Source organism: Pelovirga terrestris, from assembly GCF_014773365.1.
In the GTDB taxonomy this organism is placed as follows: domain Bacteria; phylum Desulfobacterota; class Desulfuromonadia; order Desulfuromonadales; family Geopsychrobacteraceae; genus Pelovirga; species Pelovirga terrestris.
Genome location: NZ_JACWUN010000012.1, coordinates 76,062 through 100,393, shown reverse-complemented (window position 1 = coordinate 100,393; position 24,332 = coordinate 76,062). Strand labels below are relative to the sequence as shown.

Below are 24,332 nucleotides of genomic sequence, written 5' to 3'. Positions count from 1 at the left end.
GATAGCAGCCTCTAGCCACCAGAAATGAGGACCTAATGGTCGAGAAGAACAGTACACCTTTTGATCTGGACAGCATCCCACCCATGCCGCGGGTCGCTGCCGAAATCATGACCCAATTGAATTCACCACAATCTTCGGCTGAGCGTCTTGCCGATATCATTGCTTCAGATCCGGCGGTGGCTGCGCGGGTATTGCGTATTGCCAATTCCTCCTTCTACAGCATGTCAAGGCAGGTCACCAACCTGTCGATGGCGATTGTTGTATTGGGGGAACGTACGTTGAAAAATCTGGTGCTGGCGGCCAGCCTGCGTGGTCTCAACCGGGAGTTTGGACCCAAGGAAAAAATGCTCTGGGAAGATTCCATGGTCTGTGCGCTGGCAGCGCGATATCTGGCGCAGGCTCTGGCGGTAGGAAATCCGGAAGATGTTTTTGTTGCCGGTCTGTTTCGTCATATCGGACTGATCGTCATGAATAACCAACCCGAACGCAATACCGATTTTATTATCCAGGCATTGCGCCAGGGTAGTGACCACTCTGACTACGAACAGACCGAATTCGGTGCCACCCACAGTGACATTGGGGCAACAGTTCTTGAACATTGGAATTTATCAGAACAGCTCTGCTATGTTGCCCGCCACCACGCAACACCCCAGCCCGATCGGGCGGTTGATGCTACCCTGATCAGCATAACCGCCGTTGTCAATATTGCCGGTTATCTGCCCGGCTACTTTGGCCTGTTCGGAACACCCTGGCAGGTCGACTTTTCCTCATTACCCGGCGCTGAATTGCTGCAACTGGACGCAGAGGGGTTGAGTCCGTTAATTGAGGAATTTCGCATCATCTTTCAAAAAAACCGGCACCAGTTTCTGGCCTGAGAAAAGGAGAACCGATGCCCAATCAGGTAAAAATTCTCTGCGTCGATGATGAGAAAAATGTTCTCAAAGCCCTGCGCCGAACCTTTATGGAGCATGAGAACTTCTCTATTTATCTGGCAGAATCCGGAGCTGAAGGGTTAACAACACTGGAATCGGTAAATGGTATCCAACTGGTCATCTCCGATTACCGGATGCCGGGCATGAACGGCGTTGAGTTTTTGCGTCAGGTCAATGAGCGCTGGCCTAGCACAATACGCATTGTCCTGTCCGGCTACGCTGATACGGCAGTTGTAGTAGAAGCTGTCAATCAGGGGCATATCTATAAGTTTATGCCCAAACCCTGGGATGACGATGACCTGCTGATCAACATTTCCGCTGCCCTTGAATATCAGAGGATCCGCCAGGAGAACACCTCACTGAATATTAAACTGAAGGAGAAAAACCAAGAGCTTGAGAAAAAAAACATAGAATTACACACCTTCAACCATCACCTTGAAGAGCTGGTTGCTCAGCGAACCCAGCAAATTGAACTCCGCAACCGGGTGCTGCAGCTGTCCCAGGCCATTCTGGATAAACTTCCCTTCCCGGTTTTCGGCATTGATACGGAAAACTTTATCGTTCAAGGTAATGACATCGGATGTAAGCTGTTTTCAAGCGTTGACACCACGCCTCTGGGCCTTCACCGAGAGGGGGTTTTTCCAGCAGACATCAATACCCTGATCGACCAACTGATCACGTCGGAAAAACCCCGGACAGGGGTAATAAAGGTCGCTGGAAAACCCTACTGCTGTCGGGTCTGCCGCCTTGACAAGATCTCCGAAGGCATTGTCCTGGTGTTGGTTCCACCGATTGCAACCGCAGCATCCGATGAGTGTTTTTCCGAGATACCATAAAGGATGTCCCCATGACCGCCCCACAAATAAAGATTCTGCTGGTTGACGATGAGCCCAACATCACCAAAGCTCTCAGACGATTGTTCATGCAGGTTGACCAGTATGATATTCTGACGGCGGCATCGGGCGCTGATGGGCTGCAGATACTCGAAAATAATCTTGATATCGGGGTCGTTATTTCCGACCAACGGATGCCGCAGATGACCGGGGTTGAGTTTTTGGCGCAGGCGCGGAAGCTGACCCCTGATGCCGTGCGCATTCTGTTGACCGGCTACGCGGATATTGAAGCCTCCATCAATGCCATCAACAAGGGGGCGGTTTTTCGTTATCTGACCAAACCCTGGAACGATCAGGATCTGCTGGAGGTTGTCGCCGAGGCGGTCCGCAGTTTTCAGTTGATTGCTGAAAATGAGCGGCTGAACAAACTGGTCGCCAAACAGAACCTCGCGTTGCAGCAATGGAACAGCCGCCTGAAACAACGGGTACTGGATCAGACAGCGCACATCAGAGCCAAGGGCGATGCCCTGGCGGAATCACATCAACAGTTGCGCAGCAGCTTCCGGGAAACCATCGAAGCCCTGTCCAACTTGATCGAAATCCGCGATCGGCGCACGTCTGGCCACAGCCACAATGTGACCAAACTAGCCACCGCTATGGCCGCCGAGCTGCAACTCGATGATAGCGAAACAGAAAAAGTTCGCTCAGCGGCCCTGTTGCATGATATTGGAAAAATCGGATTACCCGAACACCTGCTCGGAGTACCGCCGCTACAGATGACCGAAAAGGATCTGGGCGAATATCGCCTGCACCCCATTCGCGGCCAGGCGGCGATTGACATGGTACCGGCTTTGCGCGATGTTGGCGTCATCATTCGCCATCATCATGAACACGTTGACGGCAGCGGCTTTCCCGATGAACTGCGTGGTCGCAGAATCCCCTTCGGTTCGCGCATCATCTGTGTGGCCGATACCTTTGAGCGGGCGCTTGTGCATTATCCGGAAAGAACAGCCCTGGAATCGGCCTTGCGGGAGATCAGTCCCTTGTGGGGTAAAAAACTCGACACCGATTTACGGATTATCCTTGAGACGGCGGCGCCAATCGTGTTCAATCATCTCGATATATCCGCTGAAGTGGCCAAACTTCAGGTAAAGCCCAGGGATTTGAAAGCGGGAATGCAGCTGCTTCGTGATTTATACAGCGGCACCGGCGTCATGCTGCTGAATAAAGGAACGATTTTTGATGAAACCGCCATCGCCCTGGTCAAAAGGCGCTATCAGATTGACCCTTTTGATATGGATATTCCGGTACTGGTAGAGCCAAGAGAAAAATAGCATAGCCTCCAGCCACATCAACATACTGATGCGATTAACCTAAAAACCGCTCTCGGGTCCAGGCAGAACGGTAAAAAACAAGGAAAGTTAGCCCGTTACCGAAGAACAATCATTTACTGAACAGGTTACTCCATGACGTTCTATCTCTTTTTCATTCATTCCGTGTCTTTCGTGGACAACTGCGCGTTCGGAATTAACCCTGATCCCTCGATGCTGCTATGACCCCGATTGATATCCTGATTGCCGAAGACGAACAGGCCCATGTCTCGTTCATCCGACGTTCCCTGTGCAACGATTCGCAGCCTTTTCATTTCCGTGTCGCTACCGATCTGCGTTCCTGTCGCCACGAACTGGACCGGCACCCACCGGCTATTCTGCTGCTTGACCTGAATCTGCCGGACGGCAGCGCCCTGGACTTGCTCAAGGAACTGGGCAGTGAAACCCCCTACCCGATTCTGGTCATGACTGCCGGCGGCAGTGAGACGCTGGCAGTTGAGGCGCTGAAATCCGGGGCTCTCGATTATATTATCAAATCACCTGAAATCTTCGCCGACATGGGGCGCATTATCAAACGCGCCCTGCGGGAACGCCAGGCCCGCAATGATCATCGCCGGGCCGTTAAGGCTCTGCGCGCCAGTGAAGAGAAATATCGTCACCTGTTTCAGGAATTCAACGGCCTCCTCAATGCGGTCTCCGACAGTCTGATGCTGGTTGATCCCGACATGAACATTCTCTGGAGCAACCAGTCAGCAGCCGACATTGTGGGGATCAAACCGGAAGAGATGATTGGCCAACACTGCTACTCCCTGATGAAAAAGAAAAATCAGCAGTGCGACGCCTGCGCTGCTGCCCGGACCATCACCACCGGACTCAGCCAGAGCAGCATGGAAACCCTCGACAATGGCGAGATATGGGACAGTCGCGCCTTTCCGCTCCTTGGTGAAGCGGGTGAGATCTCCAAGATTATTATCATGAAGCGCAATGTCAGCGAACAGAAGCGTCTGCAGGATGAGGCTGCCCGAGCGTCACGGCTGGCGGTATTGGGGGAGCTGTCGGCCGGCATTGCCCACGAGATCAATAATCCCAATGCCCTGATTCTGTACAACAGTGAGATGCTTGGCGGCTTTTTGAACGATCTTCTACCCTACCTGCGGGAGTCGATGACGACTGAGTCAGAACATCTGTTTGGCGGCCTTAGCTGCAGTGATCTGATCGACGAGATGCCGCAAATGCTCACCTCGATCAAGGACTCAGCCCGACGCATCAAACAGATCGTCAACGATCTGCGCGACTTTGCCCGGCGCGACCCGCTCAATGAGGATTCATTTATTGATCTGAACCAGATCGCCCAATCTTCAGCGCGCCTGGTCAGCAACGTCGCCGGCCGCTCCACTGATCACTTTATTGTTGATCTGGGCAAGGATCTACCGGTGCTAAGCGGGGTTCAGGGACGCCTTGAGCAAGTGGTCATCAATCTGCTCATCAACGCCTGTCAGGCGTTGACCGACCGCTCACAAAAAATCACCCTGGCGACCTCCTGCTGTGAAAAACGTGAGCATCTTTTTCTTACGGTAACCGATGAGGGCAGAGGCATTCCCGCCGATATTCTTGAGCATATTGTCGAGCCCTTTGTCACCACCAAAAGACAGGAAGGGGGAACCGGTCTGGGACTGTCGGTTTCTGCCCGGATTGTCAAGGAACATCGGGGTTCCTTGCGCTTTTCTTCTTCACCGGGAGAGGGAACAATAGCGACCCTGGTGCTCCCGGCAGCACAGGATGCGACCCATGACGAATAAGCAACTGTATCCCGAATTGCCCCTTTTAATGGTTGACGATGAGCCGGCCTGGCTACACAGCATGGCCCTTTCCCTTAAAGTGTCGGCGGGCATCAATAATGTCATCCGCTGCAGTGACAGTCGTGAGGCGATGAGGCTACTACAACAGCAATCCTGTTGTCTGGCGCTGATCGACCTCAACATGCCATACGTCAATGGAGAACAACTTCTGACCCAGATCAGGGAAAGTTATCCGGACATTGCGGTGATTATCATCAGCGGCATGAATCAGATTGAAACCGCCATCCGCTGTGTAAAGGCCGGAGCTGAAGATTTTTACATCAAAACCGACGAGCGCGAGCGCGTGGTCTCCGGGATTATGCGCACCCTGAAACAAATTGAACTACAGCGCCAGAACCGCGAACTTGCTGAACGACTGCTGCAGCGGGAAGAGGTCGAACATCCGGCCTTTGCCCGCTTTCACACCTGCAGCGGAAAAATGCACAGGATCTTCTCTTATCTACGCGCTATTGCCCGCGGCTATGAACCGGTACTGATTACCGGAGAAAGCGGCACCGGTAAGGAATTGGTTGCTCGTTCCCTTCATCAACTGCGCTGCCCGGAGAAACCCTGGATCGCCGTCAACGTTGCCGGGCTGGATGATATGGTCTTCAGCGATACCCTTTTCGGTCATGTCAAGGGGGCCTTTACCAGTGCTGACCAAGCTCGCAAAGGGATGATTGAAGAGGCTGCGGACGGCATCCTCTTTCTTGATGAAATCGGCGATCTGGCACCGGCATCCCAGGTCAAACTGCTGCGCTTGTTGCAGGAAGGAGAATATTACCCCCTTGGCAGCGATAAACCCCGCCGGGTCCGGGCGCGAATACTATTTGCGACCAATCAGAAGCTCAAAGACAAGGTAGACCAGGGAGCCTTCCGCAAAGATCTCTACTACCGCCTCTGCGCCCACCTGATCGACATCCCGCCGCTGCGTGAGCGCAAAGAGGATCTGCCTGTGCTGATGACCGCCCTGGTAGCAGAAGCTGCAGAAAGTTTTTCCTGCGCCCCGCCGCTGATCCAGCAACCCCTGCTTGACCTCCTGACTAGCTATGATTTCCCCGGCAATGTCCGCGAGCTACGCGCCATGGTGTTCGATGCTGTGGGGCGGCACCAGGACGGGGAACTCTCTTGTGCACGCTTTGAGGAGGTCATCTTGCCGGCACAGGACGTGACCCCGGCCAGTTGTGATCTCGACGCCACAATGGCGCGAGGGACTGCAACCATCCGCTTCGGGCCCGAACTGCCGACCATCAAACAAGCCACCCAGGCGCTTGTCAATGAAGCGTTGCAGCGAACAGCCGGCAACCAGTCAAAGGCAGCAAAGGCCCTCGGCATCACCCCCCAGGCGCTTAACAAACGGCTAAAAACAACTGAATAGTGACATCATTTCTTTCGCCGATCTGCGGTAGGATCAGGCAAGTAAAGAGCAAAGATAGACACATATTGAGCTAGAATCAACTCTATTAGCCGGGATAGCTCACCAACATATCGAATTTCAGCCCACCTCAATCACTGGCAACAGCTGCCACAACCACGCGCCCCTGACCGCAAAACCGCCACAGACAGCCCTGTCGCCTCGCTGCACGGCCACCGGCACAAACGAATCTATCGCCCCGCTTGACTATTAGGCATATTTTTTGCTTAACCTCAAGGGCTATTTTTTAACCACCATTGTTTCTCAGGCGGCAGCACCAATGATGCTAACCTGTCGCTACTGTCATCATTGCATACAAGGAGGTACAGATAATGATGGTACAACTCGACGAAAAAATTGAACCTATCTATCAAGAAGTATTGTCTCGTAACCCCGGCGAAGTGGAATTCCACCAGGCCGTGCGCGAAGTTCTTGAGTCGTTAGGGCCGGTACTGGTCAAAAATCCCGCCTTTGCCCACCACAAGATTATCGAGCGGATCTGCGAACCGGAGCGGCAGATTATCTTCCGCGTACCCTGGATGGACACCCACGGTCGTGTCCAGATCAACCGCGGCTTCCGCGTTCAGTTCAACAGCGCCTTAGGCCCCTACAAGGGCGGCCTGCGCTTTCACCCTTCCGTCTATCTGGGAATCATCAAGTTCCTCGGTTTTGAGCAGATTTTCAAAAACGCCCTGACCGGCATGCCGATTGGCGGCGGCAAAGGTGGTTCCGACTTTGACCCCAAGGGTAAAACCGACGGCGAGATCATGCGTTTTTGCCAGAGCTTTATGACTGAGCTGCAGCGTCACATTGGTGAGCACACTGATATTCCTGCTGGTGATATCGGTGTCGGTGGCCGTGAAGTCGGTTATATGTTCGGCCAGTACAAGCGCCTCAACAACCGCTGGGAAGCCGGTGTGCTGACCGGCAAAGGGCTCAACTGGGGTGGTTCCCTGGTCCGCACCGAAGCCACCGGCTACGGTGTGGTTTTCTTTGTTGATGAAATGCTTAAGGTGCGCAAGGACAGCTTCGACGGCAAAACCTGTGTCGTCTCCGGCAGCGGCAACGTCGCTATCTATGCCATCGAAAAAGTCCATCAACTGGGCGGCAAGGTGATTGCCTGCTCCGATTCCAACGGCTACATAGTTGATGAAAATGGAATCGACCTCGAATTGGTTCAGCAGCTCAAGGAAATCGAACGCCGCCGCATCAAGGACTACACCAACTACCACAAGCACGCACGCCACATTGAGAAAGGGAGCATCTGGGATATCCCTTGCCAGGTTGCCTTGCCCTGCGCCACCGAAAACGAGCTTAACGGCAAGGATGCCAAGACCCTGGTAAAAAATGGCTGTATCGCCGTAGGCGAGGGGGCCAACATGCCGACCACACCGGAAGGCATCAAGGTTTTCAAGGATGCCGGCACCGCTTACGGCCCCGGCAAGGCCGCCAATGCCGGCGGTGTTGCCACCAGCGCGCTGGAAATGCAGCAGAATGCCTGTCGTGACTCCTGGACCTTCGAGCACACCGAGGATCGGCTACAGGACATCATGCAGAACATTCACAACGATTGTTTTGAAACCGCCGAGGAGTATGGTGCTCCAGGCAACTATGTGATCGGTGCCAACATTGCCGGCTTCACCAAGGTCGCCCGCGCCATGCTGGCCATGGGACTGGTTTAGAATTTAGAATACAGAATACGCAAAAAGCCCGGCTCTATGGCCGGGCTTTTTGCGTATCTCCCCACTCCCCACTCCCCACTCCCCACTCCCCACTCCCCACTCCCCACTCCCCACTACCCCTCCTGCGGCCCCTCAAAACACACCAGTTCCTGCGCCACCACGTCGGCCATCAGGCGTATGCCGGTATCCGGCACACGGCAGACCTTGACCACCGACTTGTAGTGACCGCTGGAGGGAATCAGACCGTCCAGCGCGTTGGGACGATCCTGCAACCAGGCGCGATTGAAGGTGCAGCCTTTGTGCTCAGGGAAGAGGGCCAGGTAGAAGATGTCGGCTTCAACCAGATCCTGAAAAAAGTGAGAACCGAAGGATAATTCCGGCATCAGACCACCGGACGGAAAGGCCACCTCGACCAGGGCAGTGAGGTTACTGATCTCCGAAAAGGACACCGGCACACCCAGGGATGGGGTCGTCGTCCCCCAGCGCCCGGGACCGATGAGCATGGTACGTCCCTCCTCTTCGCGCCCCGCAATACGTCGGTTGAGGCGCCCGATCAGGCGCGCCACCTCGTATTTTTCCGACGGGGGCAGGCGCAGATATTCCGCCGGCTCAATCCAGATAATCCAGTCCAGCGCGTGGGAGACATTCCCCCCCATAAAATTGCCGGTAGAGCGGAACAGCAACTTATCATCCGCAATGTCCTGAGGAATTTCGAGGGTCGATTCCGCCCCGCGGGTCTGTAGGGGACGACACTGCACCACATCGATCTTGACCGTGCGATCGGCGGTGAAGTTGGCGGTAAACTCCACATCCACCGGATAACCGTACGCCTTTTCGATGGTCTTGAGCAGACGCTGCATCAACGGGGCAAAATCGCTCTGCTCAAGGAAATCGTCAAAGGTCAGCATCCAGACGTTGGCAACCTTGCGGCCACGTTCCTGCAGCAACCGGATGGTGTCTTCGTCGCGGACGGCATAAATGTCCCAGGGGAGACCAAGATCCTCTTGCGCAAGATTATACAGGGACAGGGTCTGCAAACTGTTGTCGTTGATGTTGAGCAGGTCGATGTCATGCTGAGAGAACTTGCGCACATCCTCAAAGCCTTTATGCTGCCGTCGGGTCGGCGCGTCAAGGGCGACCACGCGCGGGTAATCAACCTCGGAGCGGTCAACGGCCCGGGTTCCCATCCCCACCACCAGACGCAACATACCGGCCTGGGGGTCCATCTCTTTATCCCAGACAAAGGTATTGTACGACACGCCAACACCCGCCAATTCCGGCAGGTAGTAGTGTTTGCGATAGGATCCGGAAACGCGCTGGATCAACAGTGCCATCTGCTCGTCTTTTTTATCAAGGCCCCGCTGCAAACGGTAGGTCAAGGCGTCTTCACTCATGGCACTGGCAAAGACCTTGCGGATAGCATTTTCCAGCGCCTCCAGACGCTCTTCCGGGCTGCCCTGGTTGACGCAGAAAAAGCTGTCATATTTACCCGCAAAGGCATTGCCGAAACCGTCTTCGAGCAATGAACTGGAACGCACAATGATCGGATACTGGCCGTAATATTCGAGCATCTGCTGAAATTCCTCGCGGATTTCGTCCGGGAAACTGCCCGCGAGCATCTTCTCGCGCAGTTCGGCAGCAACGCTGAAATAACCGGCTTCGGCTTTCTGCTGCATAAACAGGGGCCAGAGATTATTGTGTACGATGTAGGAATAATAAACGTTGGAACCGACATAGTAGGAATCGTGTTTTTCCAGATGATGATTCCAGTCAAAGCTTGGATCGCGGCGGAGGATATGATGAGCCAGGAGCATGCCGACGGCCTTGCCGCCGATAAAGCCGGTGCCGATGATGCGTGACTTGATATCGAGCAGATCGGGCAGACTGAAATATTCGCGCGCCAACACCAGCATCCGCTCCTCACGGGCAAGAACGTGGCGGCAAAGATGGCGCACCATGCTGTCACGATCATAACCGGAACCATTCTCACGACAGAGGTCTTCCGCATCCATAAATAACCGGTGCCAGTGATCAATCTGGCGCCGTCCGCCGTTGGCGGTGCGCTCCGCCAATGACTTGTAGAGCCGGGTCGATTCAAAGCTGTTGGTCAAGGGGATAAAGCGTTCGCCAATCTTGTGGTGGGGCAGAAACATGGTCGGTGAGCGCCGCTGCCAGACCTTGAGAGGCTGAAGGTGAAAGTGATCTTCGTGGCTGAAAACATCGATCAACACCTGGGTGGTATTGCGGATCTGCTCAACCGTGCGGAAGGCATGCCGGCTGCGGATCAGGGCAAAATAGGCAACGGTATCAAGATCAAACAGATAGGGGCAGGTGATACGGAAAAAATTGCCGATCATATGATCGGTGGCCCAGGCCGAGAGCAGTTCGGAGAGGCAATCGAAAACATAGAAAGCCCCCTCCCCCTGGTCAGTAACGATCTGATAAACCTGGCCGGCAAAGGGTTCGAAACCCTCTTTCGGATCGATCTGATGAATTTTGATCTGGGGCGCTTCGGCCAGCAACGGCAGATGATCACCAAAACGCATATAGTTGATGGTACGGCCATCGCGCAGGGCCTGCTCAACAAAAGGTTGAACAAAATAGCGGTAATCCTCAATCGACTCGACCTTAAGCACAACATTGTCGCCGATGCGCAAACCATCGAGAATAGCATCCAGTTCGGCATAACCCGTCGATACCCGCTGAGACTTACTCATCATTGCGGCTCCTCTTGTGGTAATCAGATAATGGCGTCGCAAAAAGCTCACCAACGGTTGCGCCCGAGGACAAACAGTCGCGCTTGTGTCACGGCTTCGACGTACCTAAGCACGCCTCATGGCTCAATCATCGCGCGCCTTGCCTTTGGCGCTTTTTGCTTAGCCAGCTAACTTGATACTTTTTGCGAACGCATCGTCATGTGATAATTTTCAAATTGCTGTTTTTATAGCACACACTGCAGTAAACTGCGTAATATTTCGGCAGCATCACTGCCGGAGCGATGGCGCTGATCAGACTCCGTGGCGGAGACTGCTGACTTCTTCATCTTTCCAGGCTTTGTGCACGCTTTTTGCATTGGTTTACTCCTTACGTCCACATTTAAAGCAACGATCAGTCATCGCACCCGATGCGACTTGCACCACCTCAGTAAAGGATAAGCTTTTTATGAATCCAGCAGAAAAATTTCGTGACAACTGTGGCTTCGGCCTGCTGGCCCAGATCGACAACCGGCCCAGCCATCAACTCCTGAAAGACTCGATCAAGGCCCTCACCCGCATGATGCATCGCGGCGCCATCGCCGCTGACGGGAAAACCGGCGATGGCTCCGGCCTGCTCTGCTCTATGCCCGTCGGTTTCTTGAGCAAGGTCGCTGAAGAGCATGACCTCTCCCTGCCGGAGCAGTTTGCGGTGGCGGTGGTATTCACCCGTGATGCAAAGAAGCAGCTGCCGGCGCTTGAAAAAATGTGCGGCAAAAATGACCTGCAGATCCTCTTTACCCGCGAGGTCCCGGTCAATACCGATGCCCTTGGCGAGTACGCGTTAAACCGGCTGCCGCAGATCTTCCAGGTTTTTGTCGTCCCGGCAGCGCTGATTGCCACCCGCCGCTTCGATGCCCTGCTCTATCTGACGCGCAAGGAGGTGGAAAAACAGTTCCGCACCGATCCGCACTTCTACATCCCCAGTTTTTCCCGCACCCTGATCAGCTACAAGGGGCTGGTGATGCCGACTTACATTGAAACCCTGTTTCCCGATCTGCAGGATCCTGACTTCGAAATCTCCTTTGCCCTGTTTCACCAGCGCTTTTCCACCAACACCCTGCCCCAGTGGAAGCTTGCTCAACCCTTACGGGTGATTGCCCACAATGGTGAGATCAATTCCATCCAGGGCAACCGCTTCAAAGCCCGCTACAAGTTCACCGATGCCCGCAGTCCGGTTTTTACCGAGGATGAAATCGCGAGAATCATGCCACTGCTCGAAGAGGGGGTCAGTGACAGCGCCGGTCTCGACAACATGATTGAGTTTAAACTGGCTAACGGTGTCGATTTTTTCAAAGCGATCCGCGGCCTGGTACCACCGGCACGTCACAATGTCGCCAACATGCCGGCCAAACTGCGCGCTTTTTATGAATATACCTCCGGCGCCTATGAACCCTGGGACGGCCCGGCCGCCATCAGCCTGACCGATGGCCGCTACATCGGCTGTATCCTCGATCGCAACGGTCTGCGTCCGGCAAAATACATCATCACTACAGATAATCGGCTACTGATCAGCAGCGAGTACGGGGTCATCGACACACCGGCAAACATGATCCGCGAGCGTGGTCGCCTGCAGAGTGGTCAGATGATCGCCGCCGACCTGAGCTCCGGGCAGATCTTCTACACCCGCGATATCGACCGGTACCTGATGGAGTCCCAGCCCTACAATCAATGGCTGACCGAGCATACCTACTACCTGCAGGAATTTATCGGTCGCCAGTTCTGCGAAGACAAGGACTACCGCTACCCCGATCTGGAGACGGCCCAGCGTTATCACAACATCACCTCGGAAGTTGTAGATCTGATCATCCGCCCCATGATGGCTGACGGCAAGGAGCCGGTCGGCTCCATGGGGGACGATACGCCCCTGGCGGCCTTTTCCGATCAACAGCGTAACTTCAGCGACTTTTTCAAACAGAAATTTGCTCAGGTTACCAATCCGCCCATCGATCCCCTGCGGGAAAAAGCGGTCATGTCGACCACTATCGGCTTCGGCGGTATCGGCAACCCGCTGATCGAAACCAAGAGTCGCGCGATGCGCTTAAAAAGCGTTTCGCCTTTTCTGTCCTATGAGATCTACCACTCTCTGCTGACCTTTGGTGACCCGCAACTGCCGCGCTTTGAAGCCTGCTACAAGTACCGGATTTTCCATACCGACTTCCGCACTGATCTGCAAAAAGCCCTGCAGCAGCTCGCTGAACAGGTACTGGATGCGGTGAGCAACGACGGGGTCCGCATCGTTATCCTCGACGACCGGGTCCTTGACAAGGAGAACAAGCTGATCCCGATGGCCATGGCCGTTGGCTATATCAACCGCCAGTTGCTCAAAACCCGGCTGCGTCAGCATGTCAGCCTGGTGGTGGTGACCGGTGAAACCGTCGACCCCCATGCCGCGGCCGTGCTGATCGGCTATGGTGCTATTGCCATCTACCCCTGGCTGCTCTATGCCAGCGCCCTCGAAATCGGAGAAAAACGCAACCAACCACCACGGGAACTGCGCAAAGCGTTGCAGAATATCTACGCGGCACTCAACAAGGGGCTGCTCAAAATTATGTCAAAAATGGGGATCAGCACCGTTTCGAGCTACCGCAACGCCGCCCTGTTCGACATTATCGGCCTTTCCCATGAGCTTGTTGATGCCTGCTTCAAAGGTTCTTCGCTGCTGATGCCGGGCCTGGGCTTCCAGGAGATTGAGGAGCGCATCCACCGGGTCCACCGCAAGGTCTTTGCCGAAAGCTACATGACCCCCATCTACCCCCTCGAGATCGGTGGGTTTTATCGCGACAACCCCGGATTTGAATACCACGATTTTAACTCCTGGCATGTGACCCAGCTGCATCGCTTTGCTGAAAACCGTACCCGTGAAGAATATCTGAAGTTCCGTTCGATGATCGACAACCGTGGCATCAGGTATGTGCGCGATGCCCTCGGGTTCAAAAGCCCTCACTCCCCTCTGCCGATTGAGCAGGTCGAGCCGGTTGAGGCGATCACCCGCCGTTTTGATTCGGCTGCCATGTCGCTAGGTGCGCTATCGCCGGAAGCCCACGAAGCCCTGGCCGAAGCGATGAACCGCCTGGGGGGCCATTCCAACAGCGGTGAGGGGGGGGAAGACGCGGCGCGCTTCGACACCGTCCGCAACAGCCGCATCAAGCAGATTGCGTCAGGACGTTTTGGCGTCACTCCCGGTTATCTGCGCAGCGCTGAAGAGATTCAGATCAAACTCGCCCAGGGCGCCAAACCCGGAGAGGGGGGGCAATTACCCGGCGAAAAGGTCAGCCCGCTGATTGCGCGCCTGCGCTTCACCATTCCCGGAGTGACCTTGATTTCCCCACCGCCGCACCATGATATTTACTCGATTGAAGATCTGGCCCAGCTGATCTTTGACCTTAAGCAGATCAATACCAAGGCAAAAATCAGCGTCAAGCTGGTCTCCACTGAAGGGGTTGGCACCATCGCCGCCGGCGTCGCCAAGGCCAACGCTGACAAGATCGTCATTTCCGGTCACGATGGCGGCACCGGCGCGGCACCCCTGAGCTCTCTCAAGCATGCCGGCAATCCCTGGGAGTTCGGCTTAAGCGAAGCCCATATCAGCTTAAAAGCCAACAACCTGCGTGAGTTTGTCTCCCTGCAGACCGATGGTGGCATGAAAATCGGTCGCGATGTGGTCAAGGCTGCCATGCTCGGCGCCGAAAGTTTCGGCTTCGGCACCCCGCTATTAGTGCTGCTAGGGTGCAAACTGCTGCGCGTCTGCCACCTCAACCGCTGCACCGTCGGCATTGCCACCCAGGATGAAAATCTGCGCGCCCACTACATCGGCACCGTTGAGAAGGTCATCAGCTACCTGGAAAATGTCGCTGAAGATGTCCGTGAGATCCTTGCCGCCCTGGGCTTCCGCACTCTTGAAGAGGTTATCGGGCGCTGTGATCTACTCGACAAACTCGACACCCCCTTATTGAGCCACTTTGATTTTTCCGAAATTTTACACCAGGTTGAGGGTGTCAATGTAAAAACCCGCGAGAACCTTCCCTTTGATGACAACGCCTTTGAAAAGGAGCTGCTCAAGGAAATCTATCCGGTGATCAAAAATCCCCAGACCGACATGGTCGCGCAGCGCGAGATCAGCAATATCAACCGCAGCTTCGGCACCCTGATCAGTGGCGAGATTGCCCGTTTTTACGGTGACACCGGTCTACCCAAGGAAGCCCTGACCATCAAGTTACGCGGGGTTGCCGGTCAGTCCCTCGGCGCCTTTTTGTCTGAAGGGATGTCGCTTTTGCTGCACGGGGTCGGCAACGACTACGTCGGCAAAGGAATGCACGGCGGACGCATTATCATCACCCCCCAGGTCTACCAGCCGGGGGCTTCTGCGGTCGGTAACACCTGCCTCTACGGGGCGACCGGTGGCAAACTCTTTGTTGCCGGGACCGCCGGTGAACGCTTCGCCGTACGCAATTCCGGCGCTCTGGCGGTGGTTGAAGGGACCGGTGATCACGCCTGCGAATATATGACCGGCGGAACCGTTGTCGTACTGGGAGAAACCGGCATTAATTTTGGTGCCGGCATGACCGGCGGCGCCGCTTTTGTCTACGACCGCAACAAGAACTTTATCGATCGTCTCAATCAGCAGCTGGTGGTCGCGCGCCGCATCGACGTTGATGAAGACAACGAGGGACGACTCTACTTAAAGAGCATCCTGATCAGTTATTTCAACCGCACGGCAAGCCCGGTTGCCAAAGCGATACTCGATGATTTCCGCGAGGAGCTGGCCTATTTCTGGATGGTCACCCCCAAGGATATGAAAGCACCGCTTAACCCGAAAGAAGGGGATTGATCTATGCAGAGCTTTACCGAAACCGGCCGCCAGGAGCCGGAAAAATTTGATGCCACCCAGCGACTGCAGAATTTTGACGAGATTTACCGCTTTTTTTCCAGTCGCATGGTGCGCAAGCAGTCGGAGCGCTGCGTTCAGTGTGGCGACCCATTTTGTGCCACCATCGGTTGTCCATTGCAGAACTACATCCCGCAATGGCTCGAGGCCATCGCCGACCGTGACCTGGAACGCGCCTTTCGTCTTTCCAATGAGAGTTCACCCTTTCCTGAAATTCTCGGACGCATCTGTCCCCAGGGGCACCTGTGCGAAGGCGCCTGCACTCTGGATGACGGCTACGGTGCCATCACCATTGGTGCCATTGAAGCAACCATCACCGACCTGGCCTTTGCCGCCGGGATGCAACTCCCTTTCCCGGGGGTGCGCCACAATACCCGCGTCGCTATTGTCGGCTCCGGCCCGGCCGGTATTTCCTGCGCCCATTTTCTGTTGCGGGCCGGTATCGGGGTGACCATGTACGAAAGCGCAGAACATGCCGGCGGCCTCTTGACCTATGGGATCCCCGGCTTCAAGCTCGATAAACAGATCGTCACCCGACGCTTTGATCTGCTGCAAGAGGCCGGTCTCGAACTGCACCTGGGCCGGCGAATTGGGGACCAGATCTCTTACGCCCAGCTGATCGATGATTACGCTGCGGTATTCGTCGGTATCGGTGCCACCCAGGGACGCAGAGCCGGGATTGCCGGGGAAGACCTGCCGGAAGTCATGTTGGCCATGGACTACCTGATTGAAAAGCAAAAGCAGTTATTCGGCAAACCCGCCGACCCGCATTTTACCATGCAAGGCAAGCGGGTCGTGGTCATCGGTGGCGGAGATACTGCCATGGACTGCCTGCGTACCGCCCTGCGCGACGGGGCCGAAGAGGTCACCTGCCTCTATCGCCGCGACGAGGCCAACATGCCGGGCAGCCACAAGGAGGTCCAGAATGCCGTCGAGGAAGGAGCGATTTTTGACTTCAACGTCAGTCCAAGGGAAATCCGGCGCGAAAAAAATGGCAAACGCTGCATCGAGGTTGAACAGACCCGGCTGACCGAGAAGGATGCCGATGGCCGTCAACGCGTCGAAATCATCCCCGATACCGCTCATTGCATCTCGGCGGACATGGTTATCCTGGCCCTCGGCTTTGATGTCACCCCGGTGGCAGAACTGGCGGAGCTGGGAGTCAAGTGTAATCGCTGGGACCAGATGGAGATTGATCCGGCCAGTGGATTGACCAGCCACCCCAAGGTCTATGCCGGCGGTGACTGCTTCCGGGGTGCCGATCTGGTGGTCACTGCAGCCGCCGATGGCCGCCGTGCGGCCCTGGCAATGATGCGCCGTTTTCTCGGCTGAGAGCTGGATTCCGGCATCTGACTGCTATATGCTTTCAGGCAACAGTAACCAGCCACCAAGACTCTAAGGACACCAAGAGAGGCAACGGCTGCTTTTGAGTTAAAACAATAAACCGATTTTTTGGTTTTCTTGGAGATCTTGGTGCCTTGGTGGCCTGCATATGATTGGTGCCATTATTTTATAGGTATTCCGATGTCTGTAGTAACATTTCGTTGGTCTCGTTTTATCCTGCGCCTTGGCGGTTGTCTGTTTCTCTGGTGGGTACTGACCGGTGGGCGGGCGTCCTCCTGGCTTATCGGGCTACCGACCATCGCGCTGGCTCTGTGGGTGATGAACCGGTTCCCACAGGCTCCCTTCTGGCCTATATCCGTTGCCGGATTACTCCGGTTTATCCCCTATTTTCTTCTGCAATCGGTGAGGGGCGGCGTCGATGTCGCCCGTCGCGCTTATTCCCCGACACTGCCCCTTGATCCGGAGATCATCGAGTTCCCCTTAACGCTTCCTGCCGGACGACCGCAGATGTTCTTTCTCAACAGTGTCAGCCTGCTCCCCGGCACCCTGTCCGCCGATTTAAATGGCACCACTCTCAAGGTGCATGTTCTTGACCGCAAGGTCGATCCACAACTGGGCCAACTTGAAAACCGCGTTGCCCAGTTGTTTAAATGTCCCCTCGGGAGCGAAAAATGACTGGTCTTTATATCGGCCTCGCCCTGATTCTGTTACTGACCATCGCCGTCGGCCTGGTGCGGGTATTGCGCGGTCCTACTGCTACCGACCGAATGCTGGCCGCGCAACTTTTTGGTACCACAGCAGTCGCTATTCTGCTGCTGCTTGGTCAGGCCGGCAACAGCACGGCAATCTGGGATGTTGCCCTGATCTTTGCCCTGCTGGCAGCAGTAGCAGCCGTCACATTTGTACGCCGCAGGAATATCGATACTGATTCCCACCAGGAGGGTAACCGTGGGCATCATTGACCTGATCAGCGCTTCGCTGCTGCTCTGCTCCCTGCCTTTTTTCCTCGCCGGCACCCTTGGCCTGCTGCGCTTTCCCGATCTGTACTGCCGCCTGCATGCCCTGACCAAAGCCGACAACCTGGGCCTGGGCCTGGTAGTGCTGGCCCTGATGATTCAAGCCGACAGTTTCCAGGTTGTCATCCGCTTGCTGCTGACCTGGCTGCTGGTACTGGTTGCCGGTGCCACTGTCGCTCACCTGATCGCCCATCAAGCGCAGCAGGACGGGCATCAACCCTGGCGGCGCTGACCATGGAACCGGCGCTGATCTTTGACCTGATCCTGCTGCTCACCCTGATCAGTCTGGCCTGGCTGCTGCTCGCCAGTACTGATCTGTTTCGCGCCGTCGTACTGTTCATCGCCTTCGGCCTGCTGCTGGCCCTGGCCTGGGTACGACTGGGCGCTCCCGACGTAGCCCTGGCCGAAGCCGCCATCGGTGCCGGCATCAGTGGGGCCCTGCTGCTGATCGGACTGGGACAACTGGGCTCAAGTGAACGCGATCGCTGCCCGGTTCGTCCCCTGACCTTTCTCCAACACCTCTCCGCCCCGGTTCTGATTGGTGTCATCATCCCTTCGGTCACGGTGATTCTCCTGCTCGAACTGCGTCAGCTCCAGGTCGTAACTTCCGGCCAGCAAGGACTGGTGCAAAACCTGCTCAGCATCAGCGGCAGTGACCACCCGGTTACCGCCGTACTCCTGAACTTCCGAGCCTGGGACACCCTGCTGGAAAAGGGCGTGCTGCTGCTGGCGTTAATCACCATCTGGTCTCTTGATCAGGCCCGGCCGCGATTCGAAAACACCGACATTCCACCGCTACTGAGCGGGTTTGGACAATTATTGTTGCCCCTGCTGATTCTTTTTGCCGGGGTGCTGTTGTGGCAGGGAGGGTATGTTCCCGGAGGAGCCTTTCAGGCCGGGGCCCTGCTTACTGCTGCCATGTTGCTTGCAACCCTGAGTGGGTACGCCCTGCCCTCGCGTTGGACCGGGGTGGCGCTGCGCCTGGTTCTGGTCGCCGGGTTTCTGGTTTTTCTGGCGGTAGCGGCCATCACCCTGCTGCTGCGGGGTGAACCATTGCACTATCCGCAACGACTGGCAGGAGGTCTTATCCTGTTGATTGAAATTGTCGCAACCCTGTCGGTTGCTGCCATTCTCAGTGCGGCGCTGGCCGGTGGTCACCCGGTCACCAATCTTCCGCCGGCGGCAACCCCAACCACCAAAATTGAGGATAAATCATGACAACACCGCTGCTCTACGCCGGTGGCGGCATTTTGCTGTTCTCTATCGGCCTGCACGCTCTGCTGATCCGGCGCCACCTGTTACGTAAAATCCTTGCGATTAACATCATGGGCAGTGGCGTCTTTATGGTCTTTATTGCCATCGGCGCTCGCGGTACCGACGCTGTTGGTGACCCGGTCACCCAGGTGATGGTACTGACCGGAATTGTGGTGTCCCTGTGTTTTACCGCTGTCGCCATCGCCCTGACGATCAGGATGCACAACCTGACCAACTGCACCACCTTTGCCACGGATGAGGAATCGTCCCTTGACTGAACTGTTCCTGCATCAGCAATGGTTGATATGGCTGACCTTGCTCCCCCTGGGGGCAGCCGTGGCCGCTTTTCTGGCGCCGCAGCAAGCGCGCTGGATTGGTCTGGCAACGGCTCTGCTGCTGCCGGTTTGCGCCCTTGCCGGGATATTGTCCGTCACCCTGACCCACGCCGATCCGATCACCGCCGGTGGCTGGCCAACCCCGCTGGGAATTGAATTGCGCCGCGATGGCCTGGCGCTGGTCATGCTCGCGGTCACCGCCCTGGTCGGTTTCATTATCAGCTGCTATGCCCTGGGTTATTTTCCAGTACACGACCGGCATTATGATAAAGTCAGGTATTTCTGGCCCTTGTGGCTTTTTTTGTGGGGCAGCTGCAATGCCCTGTTTGTGTCCGGCGATCTGTTTAACCTCTATGTTACCCTCGAGCTGGTCACCCTTTCTTCCGTCGCCCTGATTGCCCTTGAAGGGGGCAAACAGGCTCTTGCAGCGGCGCTGCGTTATCTTTTTATCGGTCTGCTCGGGTCGCTTTCCTACCTGCTGGGGGTTGGCCTGCTCTACGGTAGTTACGCCACCGTAGATATTGCCCTGCTCGGCGAGATGATCAGCGCGACCCGCCTCAACCACGCCGCCATGGCCCTGATGGTGGCCGGCCTGGTGCTCAAAAGTGCTCTGTTCCCTCTGCATTTCTGGCTCCCCCAGGCTCATACCATGGCCCCGGCACCGGTCAGCGCTGCCCTCTCTGCCCTGGTGGTCAAAGCGGCCTATGTCATTCTGCTGCGCCTGTGGTTTGAGGTCTTCCCAGCTCTGGACACCTTTGCTGTGGGACATCTGCTAGGTCTGTTAGGCTCCATCGCCATTGTCTGGGGCTCGCTCATGGCGCTGCGCCAGGAACGGCTGAAACTGCTGATTGCTTATTCTACTGTCGCCCAGATCGGTTATCTGTATCTGGTTTTCCCTCTCGCTCAGCCGGAAACCATGGCTGCCGCCTGGACCGGTGGTGTCCTGCTGATGATGACTCACGCCTGCGGCAAATCCGCCATGTTCATGGTTGCCGGCACCATTCATCACACCGCCGGTTCGGATCGTCTGTCACGCCTGGCCGGTGCCGGTGGCCCGGTTGGAGTCCTGGCGGTGGTGTTCACCCTGGCGGCCACAACGATTATCGGCCTGCCGCCAAGCGGCGGTTTTTTTGCCAAATGGATTTTCATCAACGCGGCCCTGGTTACCGGCCAATGGTGGTATCTGCCGATTATCCTGAGTGGCACCCTGCTGGCGGCGGCCTACATCGCCCGGGTGCTGGGATGGGCCTTCCTTGATGTCAAACGCAGCAGTTATCCGGTTATCCCCTGGGTGATGAAGTGGCCGCCGCTGGTACTCTCGGTGATTGCCCTGCTCTTCGGTCTGATCGCGTATGAGCCGATTCAGATCGCGCTGATTGGAGCTCCGGTGCACGGATCGATCATGGTGGAGATGACCCCATGAGTGATCTGATTCTACCGGCTATCCTTTTAAGCTCACTGCTCCCCGGCCTGATCATTTTTACCCTGCCGGAACAGCAGGTGACCCTGCGTACCGCTCTTAATCTGGCCGGGGCCTTGTTCAAACTGATGCTTGTCGCCCTGTTGTTTGTTCGGGTTGCTGAGCGCCAGTACGCGGAGTTGCGCCTGCCGTTGCTCCCGGATATTGAGCTGGTGCTGCGGGCTGACGCCCTGTCCCTGCTATTTTTAACCCTTTCAGCGTTGCTCTGGCTGCTGACCACCATCTATGCCATCGGCTACCTTGAAGGCTCCCCCAACCGCAGCCGTTTTTTTGGTTTTTTCAGCCTCTGTGTCAGCGCCACCACCGGCATTGCCTTGTCCGGCGACCTGGTTACTTTTGTGATTTTTTACGAAATGCTGACCATTTCTACCTATCCACTGGTGGTGCATCGCGGTACCCCGAAAGCCCTGGCAGCCGGGCGCATCTATCTGGCCTACACCATCTGCGGCGGCCTGGTGCTGTTTTTTGCGACGGTCTGGCTGCGCTCCATTGCCGGGCCACTGGATTTCAGTCCCGGTGGTGTTGTTGCTGATCTCGATCCGGCTCTCTATGGCAGCCTTGCCATCATTTTTGCCCTGCTGATGTTATCCCTCGGGGTCAAGGCAGCACTGGTACCGCTACACATCTGGCTCCCCAGCGCCATGGTGGCACCGGCACCGGTCAGTGCCCTGCTCCACGCTGTCGCGGTCGTCAAAGCCGGTGCTTTCGGCATTATCCGGGTTGTTCATGATATCTACGGACTCGACTTCAGCGCCGCACAGAACCTGCTCTTCCCCCTGGCGCTGCTGGCCGCCTTTACTATTATCTACGGCTCCATCCGGGCCTTGAGTCAGAATGATCTGAAACGCCGCCTGGCTTTTTCCACCGTCAGCCAGGTGTCCTATATCCTCCTCGGGGTCGCCATGGCGACCCCCTTAGGCACGATCGGCGGACTGGTCCACCTGGTACATCAGGGGTTGATGAAAATCACCCTGTTTTTCTGTGCCGGCAACCTGGCAGAAACCCTCGGGATCCACAAGGTTGATGAAATGGACGGAGTCGGTCGCCGCATGCCCTGGACCATGGCGGCCTTTACCGTCGGTGCCCTGGGGATGATCGGCCTGCCACCGTTGGCCGGCTTTATCAGCAAATGGTACCTGGGGCTGGGAAGTCTGGCAGCAGGGCAACCCTGGATTATCCTCGTCCTGATCGCCAGCACCTTGCTCAATGCTGCTTATTTCCTGCCGGTTGTGCACCGCATCTGGTTTATTGAGCCTCGTCAGGACTGGCCCTCCTCGTCCCTGCGCGGCGGTCGTGAAACCACCTGGGCGCTGCTTGCACCGCCACTGATGACTGCGCTGCTGGTTATTTTGCTGGGGATCCTGGCCGGCAGCGTTGGCAGCGCCCTGTATTGGGTTGAACTGATTGCTGCCCGGGAGTATGGCCTATGAGTGCGACTGTCAGCACAGCCATGCTGCTGCTGGTGCCAGTGTTCCCCCTGCTGCTGATCGGCGCTCTGACGGTGACGCGGGTACGGCACATGGCCTTGGCTATGTGCCCCTTGGCGCCCCTTCCTGGCCTGGTCCTGGCGCTGTTTCCGGCGGCGAACGTGTCAGTGGCCATGCCCTGGCTGCTGGTCGGGAGCCATTGGGGGATGGATCATACCGGACAGATTTTTCTGCTATTGACCGCGCTGTTGTGGCTGGCAGCCGGCATCTATGCACGCAGTTACACCAGAAATTCGCCGCAGCGACTGCGTTTCTGGATCTTTTTTCTACTCTGTATGAGCGGTAATTTAGGGCTGACCCTGGCCCTGGACATGATCAGTTTTTATCTCTTTTTTACCCTGATGAGCTTTGCCGCCTACGGCCTGATTATCCATGACAACACCCCCTTTGCCCTGCGCGCCGGCAGGATCTACCTGTGGTTGGTGATCCTGGGTGAGGTGCTGCTGTTTGCCGCCTTGCTGCCGGCAGCCCGGGCGGCAGATTCCCTGCTGCTGAGGGATGTCGCCGCAACCCTTGCCAATGCTGAAGGCATGAACCTGATTCTCGCTCTGCTCCTCGTCGCCCTGGGAATCAAGATGGGAGCGGTACCCTTACATTTCTGGTTACCCCTGGCCCATCCGGCAGCGCCGATTCCGGCCAGTGCCGTACTCAGTGGGGCCATGATCAAGGCCGGTCTGCTTGGCCTGTTGCGCCTCTTTCCGCTCGGTTTCGCGACCCTTCCCGGTTGGTCGGCGACCCTGCTCAGCCTGGGTCTGTTGATGGCGTTTTTCGGGGTGCTGATGGGGCTTTTACAAAAGCAACCGAAAACCCTGCTGGCCTACTCGAGTATCAGCCAGATCGGCTTTCCTCTGATGGCTATCGGTCTCGGACTGGCCGCGCCGCAGCAATGGCCGTTACTGGCGCCGGTGGTGGGATTTTACGCCTTGCATCATGGGCTGGCCAAAGGGGCGCTGTTCCTGGGTGTCGGCATGACCGGTCATCTCAACAGCCCCGGCCTGATGCGCCATGTCACCCTCGCCGGACTGATGCTGCCGGCCCTGGCACTTGCCGGTGCCCCTTTCACCAGCGGTGCCCTCGCCAAAGCTGGACTCAAGCCGTTTCTGATGCTATCACCGCTACTTGATGAATCCCTGCTGACCCTCCTGCTCGGAGGAGCAGCGGTCGGCACGACGTTGCTGATGGGGCGACTGCTGCTCATACTGTGGTCACCGGCGAGGGCGGCGGTGAAGGCCGCCACCAGTGGGATGTGGGGGGGCTGGAGCCTGCTGCTCCTGGCGGTGGTCCTGGTGAGTAGCTATCCGGGAGTTCTGACGTCATCAGCTGCCGGGGCCGACTTGAAGTGGATCGATGCCCTCTGGCCGGTTGCCGGTGGTGCGATAATCACCCTGCTGGGCTGGTACAGCACGCGTAAGCGCGGTGCCCATCTGGGTGCTAAAGATCTGGATGTACTGCTTGACGCTCTACTGCGACGTCTGGCAAACCTGGCTGCTGCACTAAAGCTGCCGCCACCGCCACGACTGCCGCGCGGCGCCCGCTGGCAGAACCTGCCTCTGCTGTTGTTACTGCAGGACTCAGAGCAGCAGTTGCGTCAGCTCAGTGTCGCCGGGGTGATGTTTATTCTGTTGTTGTTGGCGCTGCTGCTTTTGTAGGGAGTGGGGAGTAGGGAGTGGGGAAGGACAAATGACAAATGACAAATGACAAATGACAAAGAACAAAGGACAAAGGACAAAGAACAAAAAAAACGG

Annotated in this window: 17 protein-coding genes; 16 read left to right on the top strand and 1 reads right to left on the bottom strand. The window is 56.4% G+C overall.

Features of this window, described 5'->3' with window-relative positions; translation table 11 throughout:
- Positions 1 to 35 precede the first annotated feature (35 nt).
- The 6 genes from ICT70_RS11155 (at position 36) to gdhA (ending at position 8,030) form a co-directional block, all read left to right on the top strand.
- A complete protein-coding gene (locus ICT70_RS11155) occupies positions 36 to 875 on the top strand; it encodes an HDOD domain-containing protein (protein ID WP_191156613.1) in 840 nt (279 codons plus the stop codon).
- Positions 876 to 889: 14 nt separating this feature from the next.
- Positions 890 to 1,768, top strand: coding sequence for a response regulator (locus ICT70_RS11150; protein ID WP_191156611.1), 879 nt, complete (start codon positions 890 to 892; stop codon positions 1,766 to 1,768).
- An 11-nt stretch (positions 1,769 to 1,779) separates the two neighbouring features.
- Positions 1,780 to 3,099: a response regulator c-di-GMP phosphodiesterase, NosR family gene (gene nosR / locus ICT70_RS11145; RefSeq protein WP_191156609.1), complete on the top strand. Its 1,320-nt coding sequence runs from the start codon at positions 1,780 to 1,782 to the stop codon at positions 3,097 to 3,099.
- A gap of 218 nt (positions 3,100 to 3,317) precedes the next feature.
- Positions 3,318 to 4,895: a hybrid sensor histidine kinase/response regulator gene (locus ICT70_RS11140; protein WP_191156607.1), complete on the top strand. Its 1,578-nt coding sequence runs from the start codon at positions 3,318 to 3,320 to the stop codon at positions 4,893 to 4,895.
- A complete protein-coding gene (locus ICT70_RS11135; protein ID WP_191156605.1) occupies positions 4,885 to 6,312 on the top strand; it encodes a sigma-54-dependent transcriptional regulator in 1,428 nt (475 codons plus the stop codon). The genes ICT70_RS11140 and ICT70_RS11135 overlap by 11 nt, the downstream gene beginning before the upstream one ends.
- 368 nt (positions 6,313 to 6,680) lie before the next feature.
- Positions 6,681 to 8,030 carry an NADP-specific glutamate dehydrogenase gene (gene gdhA / locus ICT70_RS11130; protein WP_191156603.1) on the top strand — a complete coding sequence of 450 codons (1,350 nt, stop codon included), beginning with the start codon at positions 6,681 to 6,683 and terminating at the stop codon, positions 8,028 to 8,030.
- A 113-nt stretch (positions 8,031 to 8,143) separates the two neighbouring features.
- Here the strand turns inward: gdhA and ICT70_RS11125 are convergent, their stop codons facing one another.
- Positions 8,144 to 10,750, bottom strand: coding sequence for a PEP/pyruvate-binding domain-containing protein (locus tag ICT70_RS11125; protein WP_224746991.1), 2,607 nt, complete (start codon positions 10,748 to 10,750; stop codon positions 8,144 to 8,146).
- A 442-nt stretch (positions 10,751 to 11,192) separates the two neighbouring features.
- On the opposite strand from ICT70_RS11125, the gene gltB reads away from it, so the two are divergent.
- The 10 genes from gltB to ICT70_RS11075 all read left to right on the top strand — a co-directional run bounded on the left by gltB (position 11,193) and on the right by ICT70_RS11075 (position 24,236).
- The gene (gltB, locus tag ICT70_RS11120) at positions 11,193 to 15,614 is read left to right on the top strand and encodes a glutamate synthase large subunit (RefSeq protein ID WP_191156601.1); all 4,422 of its coding nucleotides are present in this window, start codon (positions 11,193 to 11,195) and stop codon (positions 15,612 to 15,614) included.
- Positions 15,615 to 15,617: 3 nt separating this feature from the next.
- Positions 15,618 to 17,003 (top strand): glutamate synthase subunit beta, encoded by a 1,386-nt coding sequence (locus ICT70_RS11115; RefSeq protein ID WP_191156599.1) that lies wholly within the window; start codon positions 15,618 to 15,620, stop codon positions 17,001 to 17,003.
- Positions 17,004 to 17,195: 192 nt separating this feature from the next.
- The gene (locus tag ICT70_RS11110; protein WP_191156597.1) at positions 17,196 to 17,690 is read left to right on the top strand and encodes a Na+/H+ antiporter subunit E; all 495 of its coding nucleotides are present in this window, start codon (positions 17,196 to 17,198) and stop codon (positions 17,688 to 17,690) included.
- Positions 17,687 to 17,977, top strand: a complete 291-nt coding sequence (locus tag ICT70_RS11105) for an MrpF/PhaF family protein (protein WP_191156595.1) — start codon at positions 17,687 to 17,689, stop codon at positions 17,975 to 17,977. The genes ICT70_RS11110 and ICT70_RS11105 overlap by 4 nt, the downstream gene beginning before the upstream one ends.
- Complete coding sequence (mnhG, locus tag ICT70_RS11100) at positions 17,964 to 18,263, top strand: monovalent cation/H(+) antiporter subunit G (RefSeq protein WP_191156593.1); 300 nt, start codon at positions 17,964 to 17,966, stop codon at positions 18,261 to 18,263. The genes ICT70_RS11105 and mnhG overlap by 14 nt, the downstream gene beginning before the upstream one ends.
- 2 nt (positions 18,264 to 18,265) lie before the next feature.
- Positions 18,266 to 19,249: a hydrogenase subunit MbhD domain-containing protein gene (locus ICT70_RS11095; RefSeq protein WP_191156591.1), complete on the top strand. Its 984-nt coding sequence runs from the start codon at positions 18,266 to 18,268 to the stop codon at positions 19,247 to 19,249.
- Entirely contained in the window at positions 19,246 to 19,563 is a 318-nt protein-coding gene (locus tag ICT70_RS11090) for an NADH-quinone oxidoreductase subunit K (RefSeq protein ID WP_191156589.1), read from the top strand. The genes ICT70_RS11095 and ICT70_RS11090 overlap by 4 nt, the downstream gene beginning before the upstream one ends.
- Entirely contained in the window at positions 19,556 to 21,043 is a 1,488-nt protein-coding gene (locus tag ICT70_RS11085; RefSeq protein WP_224746989.1) for a complex I subunit 5 family protein, read from the top strand. The genes ICT70_RS11090 and ICT70_RS11085 overlap by 8 nt, the downstream gene beginning before the upstream one ends.
- Positions 21,040 to 22,530: a proton-conducting transporter transmembrane domain-containing protein gene (locus ICT70_RS11080; protein WP_191156587.1), complete on the top strand. Its 1,491-nt coding sequence runs from the start codon at positions 21,040 to 21,042 to the stop codon at positions 22,528 to 22,530. The genes ICT70_RS11085 and ICT70_RS11080 overlap by 4 nt, the downstream gene beginning before the upstream one ends.
- On the top strand, positions 22,527 to 24,236 hold the full coding sequence (locus ICT70_RS11075) for a complex I subunit 5 family protein (protein ID WP_191156585.1): 1,710 nt from the start codon (positions 22,527 to 22,529) through the stop codon (positions 24,234 to 24,236). The genes ICT70_RS11080 and ICT70_RS11075 overlap by 4 nt, the downstream gene beginning before the upstream one ends.
- Positions 24,237 to 24,332: the final 96 nt, after the last annotated feature.

Excerpts from the sequence above, each read along its gene's own strand:
- ICT70_RS11140 (WP_191156607.1), top strand. The coding sequence starts at position 3,318 with ATGACCCCGATTGATATCCTGATTGCCGAAGACGAACAGGCCCATGTC.
- ICT70_RS11110 (WP_191156597.1), top strand. The coding sequence starts at position 17,196 with ATGTCTGTAGTAACATTTCGTTGGTCTCGTTTTATCCTGCGCCTTGGC.
- gltB (WP_191156601.1), top strand. The coding sequence starts at position 11,193 with ATGAATCCAGCAGAAAAATTTCGTGACAACTGTGGCTTCGGCCTGCTG.
- ICT70_RS11135 (WP_191156605.1), top strand. The coding sequence starts at position 4,885 with ATGACGAATAAGCAACTGTATCCCGAATTGCCCCTTTTAATGGTTGAC.
- ICT70_RS11090 (WP_191156589.1), top strand. The coding sequence starts at position 19,246 with ATGACAACACCGCTGCTCTACGCCGGTGGCGGCATTTTGCTGTTCTCT.
- ICT70_RS11095 (WP_191156591.1), top strand. The coding sequence starts at position 18,266 with ATGGAACCGGCGCTGATCTTTGACCTGATCCTGCTGCTCACCCTGATC.
- nosR (WP_191156609.1), top strand. The coding sequence starts at position 1,780 with ATGACCGCCCCACAAATAAAGATTCTGCTGGTTGACGATGAGCCCAAC.
- ICT70_RS11150 (WP_191156611.1), top strand. The coding sequence starts at position 890 with ATGCCCAATCAGGTAAAAATTCTCTGCGTCGATGATGAGAAAAATGTT.
- ICT70_RS11125 (WP_224746991.1), bottom strand. The coding sequence starts at position 10,750 with ATGATGAGTAAGTCTCAGCGGGTATCGACGGGTTATGCCGAACTGGAT.
- ICT70_RS11115 (WP_191156599.1), top strand. The coding sequence starts at position 15,618 with ATGCAGAGCTTTACCGAAACCGGCCGCCAGGAGCCGGAAAAATTTGAT.
- ICT70_RS11075 (WP_191156585.1), top strand. The coding sequence starts at position 22,527 with ATGAGTGCGACTGTCAGCACAGCCATGCTGCTGCTGGTGCCAGTGTTC.
- gdhA (WP_191156603.1), top strand. The coding sequence starts at position 6,681 with ATGATGGTACAACTCGACGAAAAAATTGAACCTATCTATCAAGAAGTA.
- ICT70_RS11155 (WP_191156613.1), top strand. The coding sequence starts at position 36 with ATGGTCGAGAAGAACAGTACACCTTTTGATCTGGACAGCATCCCACCC.
- ICT70_RS11080 (WP_191156587.1), top strand. The coding sequence starts at position 21,040 with ATGAGTGATCTGATTCTACCGGCTATCCTTTTAAGCTCACTGCTCCCC.
- ICT70_RS11105 (WP_191156595.1), top strand. The coding sequence starts at position 17,687 with ATGACTGGTCTTTATATCGGCCTCGCCCTGATTCTGTTACTGACCATC.